This window comes from Pandoraea bronchicola (assembly GCF_902459805.1).
GTDB classification, from domain to species: Bacteria; Pseudomonadota; Gammaproteobacteria; order Burkholderiales; family Burkholderiaceae; genus Pandoraea; species Pandoraea bronchicola.
Genome location: NZ_CABPST010000002.1, coordinates 59,932 through 76,897, shown reverse-complemented (window position 1 = coordinate 76,897; position 16,966 = coordinate 59,932). Strand labels below are relative to the sequence as shown.

Here is a 16,966-nt window from a genome sequence, read left to right as displayed (position 1 = left end):
GTATCGGGTGAGAAAGGTTCAGCGCGTGAGCAATGTGGCGCGGCCGTGATCCCACGCCAGCCCGACGCGCTCGCCGACACGCGGCGTGAGCTCACGCGGACAGCGCACGGTGAAGTCGGCGCCGTCGTCACGCTCGGCCCCCTGCCCCAGCGACACGATTGCGCGCGTATCCGCCCCCAGAAAGACGACTTCGCGAATCGTGCCGGCAAGCGCGCCATCTTCCGGTGTGGTCAGACGCGCCGCCTCCGGACGCACCAGCAAACTGGCCGCCCCCGCCGACGGCAGATCGGGACTCGGGCCGATGGGCACCAGACGTTCACCCACGCGCAACGCGACGCGGCCGTCGGCCACATGTTCGACCACGCCGTCGAGCAAATTGGAGTGCCCGAGGAAATCCGCCGCGAACCGTGTCGCCGGCCGGTCGTACAACTGTGCCGGGGTGCCGATCTGCTCGATGCGTGCCTGATTCATCAGGCAGATCCGGTCGGACAGCGTGAGCGCCTCGTCCTGATCGTGCGTGACGTAGATGAACGTCGCCCCCAGTTCCTGATGCAGACGCCGGATTTCCATCTGCATGTGTTCGCGCAGCTTCTTGTCGAGCGCGCCAAGCGGCTCGTCGAGCAAGATGATCGAGGGACGGAACGCGAAGCAGCGTGCAAGCGCGATGCGCTGCTGCTGCCCGCCCGACAGCTCCGACGGCAAACGCTGCGCGAAGGACTGCATCTTGACCATCGCGAGCGCGGCGTCCACGGCCGGAGCCAGCTCTGCGCGCGGCAGCTTGCGCATGCGCAAGCCATACGCCACGTTGTCCCAGACGGTCATGTGCGGAAAGAGCGCGTAGCTCTGGAACACCATCCCGATGCCGCGCTTGCCTGGCGCGTCATGCGTCGCGTCGCGCCCATCGATGAGGAGTTGCCCGGCGCTGGGCTCGACCAGCCCCGAAATCATCTGCAACAGCGTGGTCTTGCCCGACCCCGAAGGCCCGAGCAAGGTGAGAAATTCTCCTGCCGCGACCCGCAGGTCCGTCGGCAGAAGCGCGGGGGTCTCGCGATACGTCTTGGCAAGACCGATGGTTTCCAGTTTGGTACTCATGTTCGTCTCTTCCTGCTTCGCGGCTTCTGACAACTTACGACAACAGCCATGCGTTGAAGCGCTCGGTGGCCTTCGTGCGGTTCTCGGCCCACCACTGCGGGCTCGGCAGACGCATCCCCTTGAGGTTGGCCGGCGCTGTCGGCAGCAGCGGCGCGCGCTCCTTGGCAATACCGTCGAATGCCTTGAGGTTGGTCGGGCCATACGCGAGATCCTGCGTAATGAGCGCCTGACGGGCCGGATCGCCGCAGAACCGCACGAACTGGCGTGCGAATTCGGCACGCGGCGTGCCCTTCGGAATGCCCCACCCTTCGATGGAATACAGCCCCTGATTCCAGACGATCTTCACCGGCGCCTTGTTGTCGATGGCGGCCTGCGCACGGCCGTTCCATGTCGACATCATGTCGACGTCGCCACTCTGAATCGCCTGCATGGCCTGTGCGCCCGACGTCCACCACAGATCGATGTGCGGCTTGATCTTGTCGAGCGACTTGAAGGCACGGTCGAGATCGAGCGGATACAGCTTGTCGATCGGCACGCCATCGGCCATGAGTGCCTGCTCGAGCGTGTCAAGCGGGCTGCGGCGCAGTGAGCGACGCCCCGGGAAGCGCTTCACATCCCAGAAGTCCGCCCACGTCTGCGGTGCGTCCTTCTGGAACTTGTCGGTGCGATAGGCCAGCACGGTCGAGTACACGTCGACGCCCAGCCAGTCGGGTGTCACCGCCTCGGGCATGATGCCGGGGAAATCGCTGACCTTCATGCCGATGGGTTCGAGAAAGCCTTTCGACTCGAGGTAAGGAATGTCGGCCGAGAGCGTGAGCGTTGTCACATCCCACACGAAGTTCTTGGTCTGCACCATGGCGGCGAACTGCGCCACCGGCTGCGAATCACGCGCCACGCTCACGACCTTGATGCCGGTGGCCTTCTCGAACGGGTCGTAGAACGCACGACGGTAGGCCACGGTGTACGGGCCGCCCGGATCGGAGACAATCAACTGGCGTGCCTGCGCATGCGCCGTGCGCGACGCAGCTAACGGCAAGGCGCTTGCCAGTGCGGCAGTGCCGGCCATTTGCATGAGACGGCGACGGGACGGGTTTTGCGGGTCGTGCGGGTGAGACATGGGAAACTCCGCTAGCGTGTGGACAGACGCGACGCGCATGTCCTGTAAGGTTCGCCACCCGGCAGCACTGCGCGCGACGCCGGGCGGCGGGACTTTATTCGACGGCGACCGGTATGACTCAGGCCTTGGCCGCCTCGGCCTTGGCCGCGCGCTTGGCGAAGAACGCGGCCATCATGCGCGCGGGTTCGCCCGATTCGTACGATTCGCGCTGAATGCGCATGCCGGCTTCGATGGCGTCCTGGAACGTGCCCTCGGTCATCTCGCGGAAACGCTGCTTGTCCAGACGCATGGCCACCGGCGGCTTCTCGGCCAGCTCGGACGCAATCTCCAGCGCCTTCTCGAACACCTTGTCTTCCGGCACGAGATGATGGATCAGGCCCAGTCGATAGCATTCGTCGGCCTCCATCAAACGGCCCGTGAGCGTGAGTTCGATGGTGCGCGACAGACCCAGCATGTGATTCATGATCCACGGACCGGTCGTGCTGGCGATCCCGGCATTGATTTCCGGCTGACCCATGCGCACGCCCGGGTGGCCCACACGAATATCGCCCAGCAGCGATACCTGGAAGGCCGAGCCGGCCGCCGTGCCGTTCAGCGCCATGACCAGCGGCTTCTTCAGGCTGCGAATCACGTCGTAGTAGTGCTCCCACCCCTTGATCCACTCGATGGCCGTGTCGCCGTCGAAGTGCTTCGCTTCTCCCAGGTCCTGCCCGGCCGAGAAGGCACGCCCCGCCCCGGTCATGATCACAGCCGCCACGTTCTCGTCGGCGTTGAAGCGCTCGAGCGCATCGATGATCAGTTCGCGCATGGCGATGGTCCAGGCGTTGAGCGCCTGCGGGCGGTTCAACGTAATCACCGCGACGCGGCCGATCTGCGTGAAGAGAACTTCCTGTTCCGTTTGCTTTGCTGTCTCGCTCATTTGAACTCCAAGGACACCGACGCGTGACATCACGCGTGCATTGAGATGGCAACAAGGTGGCCATCGAATTTTTCATAAACAGTTATCTCAGTGCAATAACTATTATTTGAAAGAAATATAGTGTCTTCAAAAAAATGACGCAAGCCGAATCGACTCGGGGTTTACCTCATGCGGTTGCACCTCACGAATGGGACCGTGAAGGCGAAAAAAAACGGGCAGCCCGTGAGGACTGCCCGTGTTGCTCGATACCGCGTGACGACTGTGGCGTGACGCCGACGGTGGTGCGCCCGGCTTGACCGGCGTCTTACCGGGTCAGCGCGCTTCCTTTTGCTTGCGCATGCGCCGGATCGCCTGCAACTGCGCTACGGCCTCCGTCAGCTCTGCCTGCGCCTTGGCGTAATCGATGTCGCTCGCCTGCGTCTCGAGCAGCGCCCTGGCCTCTTCGCGAGCCCGCTGGGCACGCGCTTCGTCAAGGCTCTCCGCACGTATGGCGGTGTCGGCGAGAATCGTCACCCGGTCGGGCTGAATTTCGACGAAGCCGCCCGCGATGTACAAAAACGTATCGGCACCGTCGTCCGCTTCGATCCTGACCGTGCCGGGGCGAACAGCCGTCAGCAACGGTGTGTGCCCGGGAAGCACGCCCAGCTCGCCCGAGGTGCCCGGCACCGCGACGAAGCGCGCCTCGCCCGAAAAAATTGCCCGCTCGGTGCTCACTACGTCGACCTTAAGTAATGCCATGCCTTTCACTTCTCCCTGCAATGCCAACGGCATCGCCCAAATCCATGCTGGTTTCGTATCGCCATCGTCGCATAAAGGGAGCCGCGCGACAGTACGTTCCCTTTGTGCGGCTTACAACGTGCGCACAGGCGCGACGCCAAGTTCCGCAGCCATCCTCGTCAACGACGCCCAGATCGGGGGCGTCAGATCGATGTGATCGTGATGCTTCTTGCGGTTCTCCGCCTCGTATTCGCCCGGATATTGCACCCGGTCAAAGCCGGGCTGCGGCGGGCACGACGTCAGATAGTCGATGAACGCCTCGACCTCTTGCGAACGCCACGTCGCCGAAAAATCGACCTGTGGATTGAGCACGATGGCGAACATGTTGTTCGTTGCCACGCCCGCGCGCGGGTGCGCCGGCTGAATCGTGCCACCGCCCGACAGCACGCCGGCGAGCAGTTCCGTCACGATCCCCAACGCGTAGCCCTTGTGGCCGCCGAACGGCAGCAATGCCCCGAACGGTTCGGAAAAGAGTGCACTCGGGTCGGTCGACGGATTCCCGTGGCCATCGATCAGCGAGCCCGGCGGCGCCGGCTTGCCTTCGGCAGCCAGTACACGCGCCTTGTTGATCGCAATGGCGCTGGTCGCCATGTCCACCACGAGTGGCGGACGATTGTTTGGCAACGGCCCGGCAAAGCACAGGGGGTTCGTCGTCAGGCGCGGCTCGCTACCGCCGTATGGGGCCACCATCGGCTGACGGTTCGTCACGTTGGTGAACGCCATGAACACCAGGCCCTGCTGCGCCGCCATCTCGCCATACTGCCCCATCCGGCCCAGATGGTGACTGTTGCGCAGCGTGAGGATGGACACGCCCTTGTCGAAAGCCCGCGCAATGGCATGCTCGACCACGAACTTGCCCACGTGCTGGCCGAAGCCGCGATTGCCCTCGTACAGCAGCAGGTTGCCATGGTCGGTGAGCACGCTCGGACGTCCGCTCGGGTTGACCTGTCCGTCTTCGAGCACCTTGCGGTAGGTCGGCAGAATCGAGAGTCCGTGGCTCGCATAACCGACGCGATCCGACTCGACCAGATGCTGCGCGACATCGAACGCAATATCGTCGGGGACACCTTGTGCGAGCAGCAGTTGCTTGCCGAAGTCGATCGCGTCATTCAGGGAGATTCGCATGTTGGCTCCTTGTTCGATCTGCGCGAATTACAGCCAACCCAGCCAGCGCCAGTACGTCGCAGCGAAGAGCAGCAGCAGCGCATAACCCACGAGGGTAATCACGATACCGACCCTCGCGAACTGCTTTGCGGTGAAGGTGTCGGTGCCCAGACACACCATGTTCTGCGGTGCGTTGATCGGCAGGATGAAGCCGAAGCTCACGGTGAAGCCGAGCAGCATGGTCATACCCAGCCGGTTGAAGTCGCCCGGCAGCGTTTGCAGCACGGCGATCAGAATCGGCAGCATGGCTGAGGTCAGCGCCGTCGCGCTGGCGAAGCCCAGGTGAATGAGGATCAGGAATACCGCCAGAATCGCGAAGACCCACAGCGTCGGAAGCGAGTCGAGACCGGTCGCCGCGACCACGTGATTGCCGAGCCACTGACCTGCCTGCGTGGTCAGAAGCGCGGTGCCGAGACTGATACCCACACCGAACACGATCACCGTGCCCCAGGGAATGCGCGATTGCACTTCCTTCCAGGTCATCACGCCGAAGCGCGGCAGCATCAGCACCACGAGACCGACGTAAGTCACCGACGTGGTATCGAAGCGGTGCAGCTTGCCTTCCGTCGCCCAGAACAGCAGCAGGCCGATCGACACGGCGAGCAGACGCTTCTGCGCACTCGTCATCGGCCCCATTTCACGCAGTTGCGCTTCCACGGCTTCCTTGCCACCGGCAATGGCGTCGGCTTCGGGCGGCATCATCTTGAGCACGAGCACCACGAGGATTACCGACATGATGACGGCCCACGGCGCGCCGGCCACCAGCCACTCGGCCCAGGTAATCCGGTCGCCGAGCATCTTGTCCATGAAGCCCACGGTCAGCAGGTTTTGCGCAGCCGCCGTCTGAATGCCGACGTTCCAGATGCTCGTCGCCTGTGCCACGATGATCATGACTCCGGCCGCGATGTTCGAGCGCTTGTCGACCCCGAAGGCGGCAATCACGCCCATCATGATCGGCACCACGCAGGCACTACGCGCCGTGGCACTCGGCACCACCAGCGAGAGCAGAATCGTCACTGCGATCGCACCCACCATCACACGGCGTGTGCTGGTGCCGATCTTCGAGAGTGTGACAAGGGCGATGCGCCGGTCGAGTCCGGTCAGGGTCATCGCGGCAGCGATGAACAACGCGCCGGCCACGAGCGCGAGCGCCGAGTTCGAGAAGCCTGCGAGCGCCATGCTGATCGCGCGCGAGGTACCGTATTCGACACTGGGGTCCTGCACGGTGGGCGCCGTCCCCACAAGGAAGGCTATCAACGACGTAATGATGATGGCGCTGGCTTCATACGACACGGCTTCGGTAATCCACACCACCACGGCGAAGGCGAGAATCGCCAGCATGCGGTGACCGGCGACCGGCAGGTCGTCGGGCATGGGAATCAGGAGCACAGCGATCATCACGATCACACCGGCAATCAATCCGATGGGAAGCGCTTTTTTCTGGGGAGGACTTTGCACAGAAACTTCAGGCGTGCTCATAAGGGGGCTCCGGAACGGAATGGCATGCCGGCAGTCGGCATGTCTTGAGAAAATGCCACGCTTGAACTGCGGGTTAATCCTAACCGCATTGATCTTGGCGAGGCAAGCGTAGGGGAACGGCGCATGCCATGCATGGCGCGCCCGAAAAACCGGGCGAACGCAGGCTGTGCCGGCATAAGAGATAGCGTGCAGCCATCGTCGTGGCACACACGGTGCATCGGAAGACAATCAACGCTGTGGTGATTGGCGCAAGCGCTTCGAAGGGATTGAACGAGACGCGCGCACGTGTCCCGCCGCGATATCCGCCTCGATATCCGCCTCGATATCCGCCTCGATACCCGCCGGTTTAGAAATGCAGTCCGAAGTATTCCGGAGAACCGGCGAAGAGCTGAGTGCTCAGAACAGGATTGGATAGCGCGCGATGCCAGACGGTTTGATACAGCCCCGTCAACCCGGCGCGGGGGCCGGTGATCATGCCCTCCGCCCCTTTCGTCACCCCGGCGTTGCCTAGCGTGTCGCCCAAGGTCCGGCCGCTGACGATGATCGGTTCGGACGCCCAGGCGCCCGCCTGCGCGAACACATCTCGCCACGGCGCGGGCGCTGCGCCGACAAGTGCAGGCGGTGGTGAACCGGGCGGCGAGAAAGCCGGCGCTCGGGCCGCACGCTTCACGCGCGCGGCCCGCGACGGCCGGGCACCATGTCCGGCGCTGGCGGTTGCGGTCTTCTCGCTTGCCGAGGCAAGCGAATGACTCGCGGCATGTGCCGATGCCGGAATCCAGAAGCAACACAACAACGCCAACGCCATCGTGGCGCCCATGAGGCGGGGTAGCGACTTCGTCATGACATCCTCGTCTGCCGGCGGTGAATCCCGCCTGTCGTGAACGAGTCACAGCAAATTTCGCGCCATGAACAATAACCTGTTGATTCTTATGAAATTCCATTTTCACCACTCGCGTAATGCCAAGACGGTCCCGAAAAAGTGTTTCATTTCAGAAACATCCGGCAGCCGCGATTGAGTCGTCGGCGAAACGCCCGCAACGCCTTGTGAGCGAGCGGCCACGCGTGCCGTTGAAGCATCGATCGACTTTCGACGCGTTCGATTGTCGTCCCGCGTTTCATCTGGCGCATTGACGTGAATCAAAGGAGGTGAACGACCGTGCGAAAACCCGAATTGACGGACACCCAACGTTATGGGGTACCGGTACGAGGTGAATGCTGAAGCTGAACTCGGACGACTTCGAAAGCCCGAGGCGCCTGCCGACACGCTGTGCAGGTCTCTGGCACAATCGATCAACGCCAGAAGCGATGGCCGTCGTGACGCTGTCCGAATCATCGTGTCAGTCCGACGTGCCGCATGACATAAAGGAGTCAGCAATGCCCCAGTTCGATGTGGATCTTTTCGTGATCGGTGCCGGTTCCGGTGGCGTGCGGGCAGCACGCGTCGCGGCGCAATATGGCGCACGCGTGAAAGTGGCCGAGGAGTTTCGTGTTGGTGGCACCTGCGTCATTCGCGGGTGCGTCCCGAAAAAGCTGCTCGTCTACGCCAGCCGTTTCGCCGACGAGTTCGAAGATGCGGCAGGTTTCGGATGGCAAGTGCCCTCCGCCACGTTCGACTGGAAGACGCTCATCGCGCGCAAAGACAGCGAAATCGCCCGGCTCGAAGGCATCTACCGAACCAACCTCGAACGCGCGGGTGCCGAACTCGTCGCAGCGCGGGCCGTGGTTGAAGGGCCCCACACGGTCGTCTTGCCCGCCACGGGCGAGCGCATCACCGCCCGCCACATTCTGATCGCGACTGGCGGCAAACCGGCAGATCAACCCCACTTTATCGGCCGGGAGCATGCCATTTCGTCAAACGAAGTGTTTCATCTCGAATCGCTCCCCGAGCGCATCACGATCATCGGCGGTGGCTACATCGCGCTGGAGTTCGCTGGCGTTTTCGCCGGACTCGGATCGAAGGTCACACTTGTACATCGTGGCCCGCATCTGTTGCGCGGCTTCGACGAAGAGGTACGCACCACACTCGAAGCCGCCTATCGCGAGCGCGGCATCGAGGTGCTGCTGGAGCGCAACGTGGAGCGCGCGGAAAAGCTGCAGGACCGCCTGCGGATCACCCTGTCCGATGGCAGCACACACGACGCCGATGTGCTACTGAGCGCAGCCGGCCGTGTGCCCTACACGCAAGGCCTGGGCCTTGCCGCCACCGGCGTGGCGCTCAACGAAAAGGGGGCCGTCATCGTCGATGAATTCTCGCGCACCAACGTGCCGTCGATCTTTGCCGTGGGTGACGTCACCGACCGCGTCAATCTCACGCCGATGGCGATTCGCGAAGGACAAGCATTCGCCGATACGGTGTTCGGCGAGCGTACAACGCGCGTGGACCACAAGCTGATACCGACGGCCGTGTTCAGCACCCCCGAGATCGGTGTGGTTGGCCTGACCGAAAGCGAAGCGCGCGCCCAGTATTCGCAGCTCAGGGTTTATAGGGCGTTGTTCCGGCCGCTCAAGGCGACGCTGTCGGGCCGTCAGGAAAAGATTCTGATGAAACTGCTCGTGGATGGCGCCACTGACAAGATCGTCGGCGCCCACATGGTGGGCGATCACGCGGGCGAGCAAGTACAGTTGCTTGGCGTGGCGCTATCGATGGGGGCGACGAAGGCCGACTTCGACCGCACACTCGCGGTACATCCTACCGCTGCCGAAGAGTGGGTGACGATGAGAACGCCGGTGGCCTGATCGGTTCGTCAGCGGTTCGTGGGCGGTTCGTGGGCGGTCGATGATCTTCCCGCGGTCCGCGGATATCGCGTCAGTCCCGGACGGGCATGCGCCCGCCCCCTCACCTCAGAGACTCTGATACCACACACCGACGATCGCGACCGGCGTGAGAACGAGCAGCAGCGCCCGCCATACCGGCACGAACCACTGCCCGCGTGTGTCCTCGAGTACGGTGCGCGCCAATGGCCAGATGCGCACACCGACGAAGAACGCTACGCATAATCCACCTGCCGGCATGAGCAGATTGACGGTCACATAGTCCATCAGATCGAAGATCGTCCGGTCGAAAAGACGCACGTCGGACCACACGCCGAAAGACAGCGCGGCCGGTGCGCCGAAGAGGAACGTCGCCACCAACACGGCGACCACAGCCGGGCCACGACGCCATTGGTACTCATCGATGAGAAACGCAGTGACCGGTTCGAACAACGAGACTGCCGACGTCAGCGCCGCGAACAGCAGCAGCAGGAAGAACGCGACCGCAACGAGATGACCGAACGGCATCTGCGCGAAAATCGCGGGCATGGTAATGAAAGTCAGGCCCGGTCCGGCGTTGGGGGCAACACCAAAAGCAAACACCGCGGGCAGGATCATCAGTCCCGCGAGGAAGCAGGCGAGCGTTGCGAGGGTCGCCACCCAGACGGCGGAGCCGGCCAGCTTCGCGTCCTTGGGCAGATAGGAGCCATAGACCACGATCATGCCCGCCCCCAACGACAGCGAGAAAAATGCCAAGCCAAGCGCTTCGAGCAAGGTACTGCCCGAAATGACGGAGAAGTCAGGCGTGAGAAACCATGCAACACCTGCCATGGCGCCCGGCAATGTAAGTGCGCGCGCAATGACGAGCAGCATCAGGAGAAACAGGGCAGGCATGAGCCACTTGCCTGCCCGCTCGATGCCCTTCTGAACCCCGGCGGCAACGATGAGGCAAGTGAGCCCCAGAAACACCCCCATGGTGGCGAGCGATGCGACTGGGTCTGCAATAAACGTCGAGAATTCGCTGACAAGACGCTCCGTGTCGGCTACCAGTACCGCGCCCGTGATCGCACGCTGTAGATACGCCACCGTCCAGCCGCCGACCACGACGTAAAACGACAGAATCGCAAAGGCGTTGAAGGTGGCGATGCGCCCGACCCACGCCCAGTGGCGTCCGCCCAATTCACGCAATGCCGTTGTCGCGGACTTGCCTGTCAATCGACCAATGGTCATCTCGGCAAGCAACAATGCGACGCCAAGCGACAGCACGCAGCCGAGATACACGACAAGAAACGCACCGCCACCGTGCGCCCCGACGACGTACGGAAATTTCCACACGGCACCGAGCCCCACAGCAGAACCGGCCGCCGCCAGGACAAAGCCCAGCCGTGACCCCCAGGTGGCGCGGCCAGCGGCAGCGGGCTCGCCGGATGCCGCTGGCGGCGAAGCGGCGGACGGTGCCGAGGGGGTAATGGGCGAATGGGACACGTATCTGCTCCGGAAACGGCCGCGCACGCCCGGCGGAATGACTCCCGCAGGGGCAACACGACACTTGTCATGGAATGGCGTCAGGCAGATTACTGGCACAGCACGGCGTTGCCTTACCGGCAATACGGTGCGCGTGCGCCAGCGCTCGACGCCACAAGGGTGGTCGAAGAGTCTACGCGGGAAAAGGTGCCCATCGCTTTAGGAAAGCACCCAAATTTGAGATGGCGCCGGGGAAATTACCATCCCCGGCAGCCGCAACGTCAGTGGCCGAGCGCCACTTCGCCTGCGGACGCGGAGCGTGTGCCCGGCGTTGGCGGGTTGCTCTCGCCGCGATACGCAAACACGACAGAGAATTTCGTGGTATCGCCCTCGTTGCGCCCTGCGGCGTGGAACAAGCCGCTGTGGAAAAGGACGACATCGCCCTGCGCCAGTTCAACCTGCTGACCACGCGCGACGAGCGGCTGGTTGTCCGGCTCGTCGGGACGCAGGAAGTCTAGCGAATCGAGCTGATGCGACTTGAGCTGCTCGCGATGCGAGCCGGGGATGAAGCGCAGTGCGCCGTTGTCACGCGTTTCCGGCCCCAGCGCGAGCCACACGGAAATGAGTGAATTCTGCGGGAACGACCAGTAGCGGATGTCGCGATGCCAACCGGTCGCTGTGCCGAAGTGCGGGTGCTTGGTCATCACGCAGTTGTGATGGGCCAGCGTCAGCACCACGTCCTCGCCGAAGATCTGCGCGAGCGACTCGACCAGATCCGGGCGGGTCGCCCAGCGGCGCAGCGCATCGCCACGATCATAGGCCTTGAGCAGACGACGAACGGTCTGACCGCCCTCAGCTTCACGCGACTGCGGTGCGCCCTCATAGCCCACGTCGGCTTCGAACTCGAGCGGCGGCGTCGCTGCTGCCAACTGCGCTCGCGCATCAGCCAGAATCGCCTCGCAGTCGGCCTGCGCCACGTAGCGCGGAAGGATCAGATAACCGTCGTTACGGAAGGTTTCGAGTTGCGATGCAGTAAGCGCCATGATGGTCGGCGAAGCGAGCAAAAAGCTGAATATTGAGGGAGATTCGGTAACGTTACTGGGTAAATCGGACGAACTGAAACGGTACTGGTCGAGACCTGGCTGTCACGGCAACAGCACTTAGGCGGCGCGTTTGCGTCGTCGTGGCGGTAATTCGGTGGCGGGCTTGCGCTCGAGCTCAGGCTCGGGCTGCGGCACGTCGGTGCCGGGCAACGACGCTTGCGGATTCCCCGTGGGACGCGGCGTATCGACCACACTGCGCAAACGATCGAGTTCGCGCGTGAGCTTGGCCAATTGGTATTCGAGCTGGCAATTACGGCGGTACAACGTGCGCATTTTTTGGCTGAGCGCCTGCGTCTGTGTCCAGTACTCCGGATACATGACGAAACGCCCATCGGGGCGCTCGACGACGCCAAGCCCGCTCTGCCCCATCACATCGATGGTTTCCAGCGCGTAGCGTCGAACTTTTTTTACCGTACCTGCCGCCATTTATTTCCTACAGTCCCAGCCTGAGAGAGTCAGGCGCGGCATTTTGCCATGAATTCACCCCGGCCGGGCGGCAAACCCATGCCGGGGCGGAGATTTATTTTCGGCCGGCGGCCCCGTCAGACGGGGCTGCGCCCCAAACATGCCGGATTGGCACGCCATCCACCGGCATTGCACCGCAAACCTACGGCAACCCTACCGTAACCTTACGGCTTCGGCGTCTTGCCGATATCGATCGACACCGGATCGCTCGCGGGGAAGGTGGCTTCGAGTCCTTTGTCGAGACGCTTGGTCTCGGCGGTTTTCGATGCAGGGGGACGCTTCGGCTTATCGATCTCGATGGAAACGGGGTCGCTCGCCGGAAACGTCTCCTCGAGTGCTTCGTCGAGGTCGCGCTCCACATTGTCCTCCTCGTGAGGTTGCTGTGGGCCGGGCTTGCGCGTGGGAGTATCGCTCATCAAGTCCTCCGCTGGTGAGGCCGCGCCGGTGCGCGACCGTCCCTCTACTATACTGCGAGCCGCGTATGCTCGCGCCGAAGCGGGTTTCAGCTTGACGGCGTCAGCCGGGCGCGATGACGGGCCAGTGCTTCACGCACAAGCGAGTGCATCCCGGCCGCTTCGGGTGTGTCGGCCAACGCCAGAATCTGAGCACGCATGCGCGGATCCCAGAACTTGTGCAGATGCGTGGCGACCTCGCCCAGCGCCTCCTCCCGATCGGGCAACGATTCAAAGAAGTCCGCGATGCGATTGGCCATGCGCACGAGGTTATTACCGTCCATCAGAGGTCTCCTGCTCAATCGTTGCCATCAGACGCTGTCATCGAGCGCCGCCCCGCCTGTGTAAATGACACACTGCTCACCCCGCACAAACCCCACCAGCGCTACACCGGCCGCCTGCGCCGTTCGCACGGCCAGCGCCGTGGCCGCCGAGACGGCCGCGATCATCGGAATACCGACTTGCGCGGCCTTCTGTACGATTTCGACGCTCGCACGGCTCGTCATCAATACAAAACCGCTGTCGAACGCCTGCTCGTCGCGCGCGAGTGCGCCGATCAGTTTGTCGAGGGCATTGTGCCGGCCGACGTCTTCGCGCAAGCCAAGAATTTCCCCCTGCGGCGAACACCAGGCTGCGCCGTGCACGGCCCCCGTCACCCCGTTCAACGGCTGATGCCGTGCCAGCCCGGCATGCGCGGCGGCCAGCGCGGCGTGAGACACGCGAAGCGCCTGGCCAGCCGCCGGTAACGGGCGCAGCACCTGATCGAGGCTTTCCGTGCCGCACAGTCCGCACCCGGTGCGCCCCGTGAGGTTGCGGCGACGCTCCTTGAGCCCGGCAAACGCTCGCGACGAGATTTCGAGGTGCGCGGTAATCCCCAGCGCCGTCGCCGTCACGTCAATGCCATAACACTCGCGCCGGTCGTTCAGAATGCCCTCGGAAAGCGCAAATCCCAGCGCAAAGTCTTCGATATCGGCCGGGGTCGCGAGCATCACCACATGAGAGATGCCGTTGAACTCCAGCGCGACGGGCACTTCCTCCGCCAGTTCATCGCCCGCGTGCTGCCACGCCCCGTGACGAAAGCGCCGCACGGCGAACGTCGCGTGCGGTGTCAGGGCCTCCGGATCGATCGCGGCAGGTGCCACGCCGCACACGGGCGCAGCAATGCCCTGCGAGTCTGCATCACTCGATTCGCGTCCGGATTGATCGTCATCGCGCTCGCGCAAAGGGTTGGACATCGTCAAACACTGACTCCACTTCAAAACACTGATTGCCGCCTACTTCGCCGGCACCGGCTCGGAGGGCGTGCGGGCCGCATCGAGCAGCTCGAGCTGCGTGCGGTTGAACGTCGAATAGTTGGCCTGCCATGCCGAGGGCTGTGCCACTGGCAGCACTTGCACGGCCGTCACCTTGTATTCGGGACAATTGGTCGCCCAGTCCGAGTTGTCGGTCGTGATGACGTTCGCCCCCGACTCAGGGAAATGGAACGTCGTGTACACCACGCCCGGCTGCATGCGCTCACTGAGCACCGCCCGCAGCACCGTCTCGCCCGCCCGGCTCCGGATGCCGACCCAGTCGTTATCCTTGATGCCCCGCTCCTGCGCGTCGTGCGGGTGGATCTCGAGCCGGTCTTCATCGTGCCAGTGAACGTTGTGCGTGCGGCGCGTCTGCGCTCCGACATTGTATTGCGAGAGGATGCGCCCCGTGGTAAGCAGCAGCGGATAGCGCGGCGTAACCTTCTCGTCGGTCGGCACGTAGCGCGTGATGATGAAGCGCCCCTTGCCGCGCACGAAGCCGTCGACGTGCATGATCGGCGTGCCGTCCGGGGCATCGTCGTTGCAGGGCCATTGCAGGCTGCCGGCCTCATCGAGACGCGCGTAGCTCACCCCATGGAACGTCGGCGTGAGCCGGGCGATCTCGTCCATGATCTGCGACGGGTGGGCATAAGGCATGTCGTAGCCCAGCCGCTTCGCGAGCGCAATCGTCACTTCCCAGTCGGCCATGCCGGGCAGCGGCGCCATGACGCGACGCACGCGCGAGATACGCCGCTCGGCATTCGTGAACGTTCCGTCCTTCTCGAGGAACGTGGTGCCTGGCAGCAGCACGTGCGCGTATTTGGCCGTCTCATTGAGGAAAATATCCTGCACGACGATGCATTCCATCGCCTCCATGGCCGCCGCGACGTGCTGGGTGTTCGGGTCGGACTGCACAATGTCCTCGCCCTGGCAGTAGAGCCCCTTGAAGCTGCCGTGAATCGCAGCGTCGAACATGTTGGGAATGCGCAGGCCCGGCTCGGCCTGCAACGTGACGCCCCACGCCGCTTCGAATTGCTCGCGCACCAACGTATCGGAGACATGCCGATAGCCGGGCAGCTCATGGGGGAACGACCCCATGTCGCACGATCCCTGCACGTTGTTCTGCCCGCGCAACGGGTTCACCCCCACGCCCTCTCGCCCGACGTTGCCCGTGGCCATCGCCAGATTCGCAATGCCCATGACCGTGGTCGACCCTTGTGCGTGCTCCGTCACCCCCAGCCCGTAATAGATCGCCGCATTGCCGCCCGTCGCGTATAGCCGCGCCGCGCCGCGAATCTGCTCGGCAGGCACACCGGTGACGATGGACACCGCTTCGGGCGAATTCTCCGGCAGCGCCACGAAGTCGCGCCACTGCGCGAACGCCCGGTCTTCGCATCGTTCGGAGATGAACTCCTTGGCCAGAAGCCCTTCGGTCACGATCACATGCGCCAAGGCATTCACCATCGCGACATTGGTCCCAGGACGCAACGGCAAGTGATACGCCGCCTTGACATGCGGCCCGTCGACGATGTCGATGCGGCGCGGATCGATGACGATCAGCTTCGCCCCCTCACGCACCCGGCGCTTGAGCCGCGAAGCGAATACCGGGTGGCCATCGGTCGGGTTGGCCCCCATCACGAGAATGACGTCGGCGTGCTCGATCGACTTGAACGTCTGCGTGCCGGCAGACTCGCCGAGCGTTTGTTTCAGGCCGTAGCCCGTCGGCGAATGGCACACCCGCGCGCAGGTATCGACGTTGTTGTTACCGAACGCGGCGCGCACAAGCTTTTGCACGAGGTACGTTTCTTCGTTCGTGCAACGCGACGATGTGATGCCCCCGATGGCGTCACGCCCGTGCTTTGCCTGAATCCGCCGGAACTCCGACGCCGCGTAGTCCAGCGCCTCGTCCCAAGACACTTCGCGCCACGGGTCGGTGATCTTGCTGCGGATCATCGGCTTGGTGATGCGCTCCTTGTGCGTGGCGTATCCCCAGGCAAAGCGTCCCTTCACGCAGGCATGCCCCTCGTTCGCGAGACCGTCCTTGTAGGGCGTCATGCGCACGACTTCCCCGCCCTTCATTTCCGCCTTGAACGCACAGCCAACACCACAGTAGGCACACGTCGTGACCACGGCATGTTCCGGCTGCCCCATCTCGATGACACTCTTTTCCTGCAGCGTCGCCGTCGGGCAGGCCGCAACGCAGGCGCCGCAAGACACGCACTCCGAATCCATGAACGGCTGGTCCTGCCCGGCCGAGACGCGCGCCTCGAAGCCACGGCCTGAGATCGTCAGCGCAAAGGTGCCCTGCGTCTCCTCACACGCCCGCACACAACGGTTGCAGACAATGCATTTCGACGGGTCATAAGTGAAATACGGATTCGACTCGTCTTTTGCGCTCTTGATATGGTTCTCGCCATCGAAGCCGTAACGCACCTCACGCAGCCCGGTCACGCCCGCCATGTCCTGCAATTCGCAGTCGCCGTTGGCCGCGCAGGTCAGGCAGTCGAGCGGGTGATCGGAGATGTAGAGTTCCATCACGTTGCGACGCAAATCCTGCAACTTGGGCGACTGTGTTCGCACCTTCATGCCCGGCTCGACGGGGGTCGTACACGAGGCGGGAAACCCGCGCCTGCCCTCGATCTCGACGAGGCACAACCGGCAAGACCCAAAGGGCTCGAGCGAGTCCGTCGCACAGAGCTTCGGGATGTTGACGTCGTTACCCGCAGCGGCGCGCATGATCGACGTGCCGGCAGGCACGGTCACGGTCTGGCCGTCGATCTCGAGCGTGACATCGACTTCGCTCTCGCGTAGCGGCGTACCCATGTCCGGGCCGTGCCCCGGCGTGACGTGTGCATTCGAATGGATCATGTGTTCTCCTCTCTGACCGGCGC

At 63.5% G+C, this 16,966-nt stretch carries 15 protein-coding genes; 1 reads left to right on the top strand and 14 read right to left on the bottom strand.

The genetic code is table 11. The features are described from left to right. Nucleotides 1–18 precede the first annotated feature (18 nt). From PBR20603_RS04635 to PBR20603_RS24065, 7 genes are all read right to left on the bottom strand, one after another. Nucleotides 19–1,092, bottom strand: coding sequence for an ABC transporter ATP-binding protein (locus tag PBR20603_RS04635; protein WP_150558394.1), 1,074 nt, complete (start codon nt 1,090–1,092; stop codon nt 19–21). A 34-nt stretch (nt 1,093–1,126) separates the two neighbouring features. Next, nucleotides 1,127–2,209 carry an ABC transporter substrate-binding protein gene (locus PBR20603_RS04630; RefSeq protein ID WP_150558393.1) on the bottom strand — a complete coding sequence of 361 codons (1,083 nt, stop codon included), beginning with the start codon at nt 2,207–2,209 and terminating at the stop codon, nt 1,127–1,129. Nucleotides 2,210–2,327: 118 nt separating this feature from the next. Further along, nucleotides 2,328–3,128, bottom strand: a complete 801-nt coding sequence (locus PBR20603_RS04625) for an enoyl-CoA hydratase/isomerase family protein (RefSeq protein ID WP_150558392.1) — start codon at nt 3,126–3,128, stop codon at nt 2,328–2,330. A gap of 312 nt (nt 3,129–3,440) precedes the next feature. Beyond that, a complete protein-coding gene (locus PBR20603_RS04620) occupies nt 3,441–3,866 on the bottom strand; it encodes a F0F1 ATP synthase subunit epsilon (protein ID WP_150558391.1) in 426 nt (141 codons plus the stop codon). 111 nt (nt 3,867–3,977) lie between these two features. Continuing rightward, on the bottom strand, nt 3,978–5,030 hold the full coding sequence (locus PBR20603_RS04615; RefSeq protein ID WP_150558390.1) for an Ldh family oxidoreductase: 1,053 nt from the start codon (nt 5,028–5,030) through the stop codon (nt 3,978–3,980). Between the two features lie 27 nt (nt 5,031–5,057). Beyond that, nucleotides 5,058–6,548 carry a DASS family sodium-coupled anion symporter gene (locus tag PBR20603_RS04610; RefSeq protein ID WP_150558389.1) on the bottom strand — a complete coding sequence of 497 codons (1,491 nt, stop codon included), beginning with the start codon at nt 6,546–6,548 and terminating at the stop codon, nt 5,058–5,060. A gap of 346 nt (nt 6,549–6,894) precedes the next feature. Then, nucleotides 6,895–7,389, bottom strand: coding sequence for a hypothetical protein (locus tag PBR20603_RS24065; RefSeq protein ID WP_174977776.1), 495 nt, complete (start codon nt 7,387–7,389; stop codon nt 6,895–6,897). Nucleotides 7,390–7,922: 533 nt separating this feature from the next. Between PBR20603_RS24065 and gor the strand changes: the two genes are divergently transcribed. After that, on the top strand, nt 7,923–9,284 hold the full coding sequence (gene gor / locus PBR20603_RS04600; RefSeq protein ID WP_150558388.1) for a glutathione-disulfide reductase: 1,362 nt from the start codon (nt 7,923–7,925) through the stop codon (nt 9,282–9,284). 105 nt (nt 9,285–9,389) lie between these two features. Here the strand turns inward: gor and PBR20603_RS04595 are convergent, their stop codons facing one another. The 7 genes from PBR20603_RS04595 to fdhF form a co-directional block, all read right to left on the bottom strand. Beyond that, the gene (locus tag PBR20603_RS04595; RefSeq protein ID WP_246174400.1) at nt 9,390–10,784 is read right to left on the bottom strand and encodes a sodium-dependent transporter; all 1,395 of its coding nucleotides are present in this window, start codon (nt 10,782–10,784) and stop codon (nt 9,390–9,392) included. Between the two features lie 260 nt (nt 10,785–11,044). Beyond that, nucleotides 11,045–11,806 carry a phytanoyl-CoA dioxygenase family protein gene (locus tag PBR20603_RS04590; RefSeq protein ID WP_150558387.1) on the bottom strand — a complete coding sequence of 254 codons (762 nt, stop codon included), beginning with the start codon at nt 11,804–11,806 and terminating at the stop codon, nt 11,045–11,047. Nucleotides 11,807–11,923: 117 nt separating this feature from the next. Continuing rightward, entirely contained in the window at nt 11,924–12,292 is a 369-nt protein-coding gene (locus tag PBR20603_RS04585; RefSeq protein WP_150558386.1) for a hypothetical protein, read from the bottom strand. Between the two features lie 203 nt (nt 12,293–12,495). Then, entirely contained in the window at nt 12,496–12,747 is a 252-nt protein-coding gene (locus PBR20603_RS04580) for a hypothetical protein (RefSeq protein WP_150558385.1), read from the bottom strand. An 86-nt stretch (nt 12,748–12,833) separates the two neighbouring features. Beyond that, the gene (locus PBR20603_RS04575) at nt 12,834–13,067 is read right to left on the bottom strand and encodes a formate dehydrogenase subunit delta (protein ID WP_150558384.1); all 234 of its coding nucleotides are present in this window, start codon (nt 13,065–13,067) and stop codon (nt 12,834–12,836) included. Between the two features lie 27 nt (nt 13,068–13,094). Further along, nucleotides 13,095–14,024 (bottom strand): formate dehydrogenase accessory sulfurtransferase FdhD, encoded by a 930-nt coding sequence (gene fdhD / locus PBR20603_RS04570; RefSeq protein ID WP_150558383.1) that lies wholly within the window; start codon nt 14,022–14,024, stop codon nt 13,095–13,097. Nucleotides 14,025–14,057: 33 nt separating this feature from the next. Then, nucleotides 14,058–16,943, bottom strand: coding sequence for a formate dehydrogenase subunit alpha (fdhF, locus tag PBR20603_RS04565; RefSeq protein WP_150558382.1), 2,886 nt, complete (start codon nt 16,941–16,943; stop codon nt 14,058–14,060). Between the last annotated feature and the right edge of the window lie 23 nt (nt 16,944–16,966).

What these genes read in the sequence shown, in the direction of transcription:
- PBR20603_RS04635 (WP_150558394.1), bottom strand. Translation starts at nt 1,092, where the DNA reads ATGAGTACCAAACTGGAAACCATCGGTCTTGCCAAGACGTATCGCGAG.
- PBR20603_RS04620 (WP_150558391.1), bottom strand. Translation starts at nt 3,866, where the DNA reads ATGGCATTACTTAAGGTCGACGTAGTGAGCACCGAGCGGGCAATTTTT.
- gor (WP_150558388.1), top strand. Translation starts at nt 7,923, where the DNA reads ATGCCCCAGTTCGATGTGGATCTTTTCGTGATCGGTGCCGGTTCCGGT.
- PBR20603_RS04615 (WP_150558390.1), bottom strand. Translation starts at nt 5,030, where the DNA reads ATGCGAATCTCCCTGAATGACGCGATCGACTTCGGCAAGCAACTGCTG.
- PBR20603_RS24065 (WP_174977776.1), bottom strand. Translation starts at nt 7,389, where the DNA reads ATGACGAAGTCGCTACCCCGCCTCATGGGCGCCACGATGGCGTTGGCG.
- PBR20603_RS04580 (WP_150558385.1), bottom strand. Translation starts at nt 12,747, where the DNA reads ATGAGCGATACTCCCACGCGCAAGCCCGGCCCACAGCAACCTCACGAG.
- PBR20603_RS04585 (WP_150558386.1), bottom strand. Translation starts at nt 12,292, where the DNA reads ATGGCGGCAGGTACGGTAAAAAAAGTTCGACGCTACGCGCTGGAAACC.
- PBR20603_RS04590 (WP_150558387.1), bottom strand. Translation starts at nt 11,806, where the DNA reads ATGGCGCTTACTGCATCGCAACTCGAAACCTTCCGTAACGACGGTTAT.
- fdhF (WP_150558382.1), bottom strand. Translation starts at nt 16,943, where the DNA reads ATGATCCATTCGAATGCACACGTCACGCCGGGGCACGGCCCGGACATG.
- PBR20603_RS04625 (WP_150558392.1), bottom strand. Translation starts at nt 3,128, where the DNA reads ATGAGCGAGACAGCAAAGCAAACGGAACAGGAAGTTCTCTTCACGCAG.
- PBR20603_RS04575 (WP_150558384.1), bottom strand. Translation starts at nt 13,067, where the DNA reads ATGGACGGTAATAACCTCGTGCGCATGGCCAATCGCATCGCGGACTTC.
- PBR20603_RS04610 (WP_150558389.1), bottom strand. Translation starts at nt 6,548, where the DNA reads ATGAGCACGCCTGAAGTTTCTGTGCAAAGTCCTCCCCAGAAAAAAGCG.
- PBR20603_RS04630 (WP_150558393.1), bottom strand. Translation starts at nt 2,209, where the DNA reads ATGTCTCACCCGCACGACCCGCAAAACCCGTCCCGTCGCCGTCTCATG.